Consider the following 3,427-nt stretch of genomic DNA (forward strand, 5'->3'; position numbering starts at 1 on the left):
AATGAGGAGCACGCACCTGATCTGCGCTACGTCTGGCGGCCTTCCGCGTGAGAGGCCGGGGATAGGGTCCCCCGACGATTTCAGGCTTTCGGCGCTCCGGGCAGAAGCCCAGCATGCGCATCGCGGCATGAGCGGAAGCTTCCGCGTGAAGTCCGGAACCCTCGTCACGCTTTTGCTGCCGCGCGGCATGTCGGACAGAGTGTCGGTTTGCGGCCGCGGACTCGCAGGCGTTCGAAGCGGCAGTTGCATTCTTGGCAGACAAGTACTTCGAGTTCGGCATACGAGCCGCTTGTACCCGGCATTCCTCCGGAAGGAGTTGCGGACACAACGGAGGTGTGGGGGCGTTCCAACCGGACCCGGTTCTCCGGCCTGGCTGCAGCCTCGAGTTTCGCGAGGGCCCGGTTGCGGCGCTTGATGAGGTCCTCGACAGCCTCTTCCCGTGCCGCCCGCTGCCCGTAGAGGGCAAGACCGCGTTCGGCCCACCATTTGCAGGCCTGCCAGTCCTTCTTCTTCTGCTGGCGTACGGCCATCTGCCGGTAGGTGTCCAGCAGCGGGATCTTGCCCCACTTGGCCATGAAGGCCGCGCAGATGCTTTCCATCTCCGCGTCGTGACGGGCGCACGCCTCGTCGTACTCGGCCAGGGCTGCCTCGTATAGCTCACGTGACTGGTACAGCCGCGTCTCCAGCTCGGCGAACTGGAAATGCCGGTCAATCGGGTCCGGATCAGCGGCGAGCAGTTCGCGGAGCTTCGCGATCGCTGGCCGGTCTGCCTCGGGAAGGTCGTTGAACCACGACAGGTCGTACGAGTCATCCTCAGCATCGGTGAGCCAGGCCTCCGTAAAGCCGGTTCGCATGACTCCATCGGCATTCGGGTATCCCAGCGGCGCCGACCGCGAGGAGGCGGCTGAGCGCGCCCCGAAGTCGGCAGGGTCGTGTTCCAGCCACACCCCTAGCCGTCCCGGGCCGTCGTCATAGTAGCCGCCTCCCACGATCACCCCGCGCAGGGCCACGCAGCCGCCGTGCACGGACATCGAATGCTGCAGGCCCGGCAGATACTCCTGCGCCGTTGCCCGCGGCAGGTAGCCGATAACCTGGCCGTCAATCTGTACGGCGATAGCGTTCGCGTCATACGGGTTCGTGGGCTCTGGAACCAGCACCGCCACGATGTGGCGGCGGATCCTGTCTCCGACGGTCCCGCCAGACAAACCCCACAGGGCGTCCTGATAGGCGAGTTCGCCGACGACCTCAAGGTCATCTTGTCCGCCCAGCAAAGACACCGATACAGCAGACGTCTCAGCCCGCGCGGGCACCGAAGACTCGCGCCTGCCCCTCAAGCGATCCAGCAGCCCCATCTGACCTCCCTGCCGCTGGCGAAAGGCTAGTGGGGAGCACCGGGCAACGCCACCTAACCGCGAGTCAGATGAGCGTGCCCCGGAGTCAGGGGGGACGAGCGCGACTACGTACTTGGTGGCAAATGCCTATCCTGGCAACATTGCCGGGGAGGAACTATGGAGCGCATTGAGCTGGCCAGATTTGCGGGCGAGGTCGGTCAGCGCTTTGAGTTCCTTGTCGGCTCGTACGGCATGGAAGGGCCGGAGAGCAGCGACCTTCTTCTCCCCTCTGTTTTCTACCGACGCCCTGAGCTGCTCGTCGCGGTGTTCCTCGACCAAAACCGTGATCATCCCGGCAGGCGCATCGGGGTCTCGGTGTCCCTGGCTGCTGCGCACATATCCCGCGCCGGGCTGCCTGGCTTGGTGGAGGCGGCGGGGTTCGCCCCCGCACATCATGTCGCCTGGAAGGCTCACACAGTCGCAGTCGCGCAGCACACCCTGGATAACAACGCAACCTGGCTGCGCAGGCTGATGCCGCTGCTCCTTGAGCCAGAAGCTCTTGACCTGGCCAGGAAGAGAACCCGGCGACCGGGGCGGCGACCGCGCAACATCACCTGGAAGTACGCATAGCAGCCCGGCAAGCCAAGCTGATCAACGGCCACCCAGGCCACCCAGGACCAGGCAGATGAGGTGGACCTCCCATCGGCGATGACGCCACCGTCTTACACACCAGGAGCGGCACTAGCGGGCATTGCCGCTGCCGGGCAGGTCCGTATATTTATGCAGGTTGACACGCCCATCACCGTCGCGGTACCGCGATATGGGCATCTTCTGGACGCGCGCTTAGCCGCCGTTGCGTGCGGACGTTGGCCGTATGCAGATCAAGGCGGGGGGCGGCCGGATCCGGGCATTCGGGCTAGAGTCTGCCGACGGGGATGCAGAGCTAGCCGTAGCCTGCGCTGCGGTATGAGCCAACCTGGATTCGCCGCCCGTCACGAGATGCTGGCTTTGCTCGTGTCCGCTGTCAGGCTCTTCGGGTTTACGTCGGGTGGGTGCCCGGGTCCCGGCTCGGCGCGGGTGCGGGTCAGTGGTCATCAAGTGCAGCGGGCGTCCTGGTGTGAGTGCGGAGCCTGAGCCACACGGCCAGGAGCGCCAGCGGCACCACCAGGCCGCCGATACCGTAGGTAACGAATGCGGCGAAGCTGTCCTGGTGCCTGACCAGCCATCCGAAGTTCTGGCCGAAGAACCCGGTGACAAAGGTGAGCGGCAGGAAGATCGTGGCCAGGATGGTGAGCTGCTCGACGGTGGCGTTCTGCCGGACGCTGACGTTGGTCTGCTCGACCGAGATCACGGCCATGTTGGCCTCCAGGATCGTGCCGAGCAGGTCACGTTGGGCGGAGACCTCCTCGTTCACCAGGAGCAGGTGGTCCTGCACGTCCCGCAGGTACGGCAGTAGCTGCGGGGCTTCGGCGGCGCGCTCGATGGCGGTAACCACGGCGAGCAGCGGGTGGACGGCGCGGTAGAAGTCAGTGGCCTCGCGGCGCAGCGAGTAGATCCGTTCGGTCGGCGCGGAGGCGCCGGAGAATACGGTGGCCTCGACCTGGTCGATGTCGCGTTCGAGCCCGGCGACGACCGGTGCGTAATCGTCCACCACCTGATCCAAGATCGCCCACAGCGCGGCCGTGCTGCCCGTGGCGAGCAACTCCGGCCGCTGCTCCAGTCGCTGCCGGGCGCCGTGCAGCTCGCTGGCCACGCCTTGCCGCACCGCGATCACGAAGGCCGGCCCGAGGAAGATGCTGATCTCGCCGAACTCGACTTCCTCGGCGGCAGCGTCGTAGCGCGCGGTACGCAGGATGACCAGCTGGACGCCCTGGTCATAGGTCTCGATCTTCGGCCGCAGGTGAAAGTTCTGCGCGTCCTCGACGGCCAGTTCATGCAGGCCGAAGGTGTCCCGGACCTGGGCCAGCTCCTCTTCCCCGGGCTCGAACAATCCCAGCCACACGAAGCCGCCCTGCCCGCACCGGGCCGCCGCCTCCTGCAGCGGCACCGGACCCTCATCGCGCCTGCGGCCGTCGCGGTAGTGAGCACAGTCAATG

Annotated in this window: 3 protein-coding genes; 1 reads left to right on the top strand and 2 read right to left on the bottom strand. The window is 66.2% G+C overall.

Going from position 1 to position 3,427, the window contains the following annotated elements; all coding sequences use genetic code 11:
- Window positions 1–164: 164 nt before the first annotated feature.
- A complete protein-coding gene (locus WA805_RS30265) occupies window positions 165–1,352 on the bottom strand; it encodes an HIRAN domain-containing protein (protein WP_425239451.1) in 1,188 nt (395 codons plus the stop codon).
- 156 nt (window positions 1,353–1,508) lie between these two features.
- Between WA805_RS30265 and WA805_RS30270 the strand changes: the two genes are divergently transcribed.
- Window positions 1,509–1,961, top strand: a complete 453-nt coding sequence (locus WA805_RS30270) for a hypothetical protein (protein ID WP_425239452.1) — start codon at window positions 1,509–1,511, stop codon at window positions 1,959–1,961.
- A 454-nt stretch (window positions 1,962–2,415) separates the two neighbouring features.
- Here the strand turns inward: WA805_RS30270 and WA805_RS30275 are convergent.
- Window positions 2,416–3,427: magnesium and cobalt transport protein CorA (locus tag WA805_RS30275; RefSeq protein WP_425244032.1), on the bottom strand; the 1,012-nt coding region annotated here is incomplete at its 5' end.

It is taken from the genome of Trebonia sp., from assembly GCF_049794275.1.
Taxonomy (GTDB): domain Bacteria; phylum Actinomycetota; class Actinomycetes; order Streptosporangiales; family Streptosporangiaceae; genus Trebonia.

Excerpts from the sequence above, each read along its gene's own strand:
- WA805_RS30270 (WP_425239452.1), top strand. The coding sequence starts at position 1,509 with ATGGAGCGCATTGAGCTGGCCAGATTTGCGGGCGAGGTCGGTCAGCGC.
- WA805_RS30265 (WP_425239451.1), bottom strand. The coding sequence starts at position 1,352 with ATGGGGCTGCTGGATCGCTTGAGGGGCAGGCGCGAGTCTTCGGTGCCC.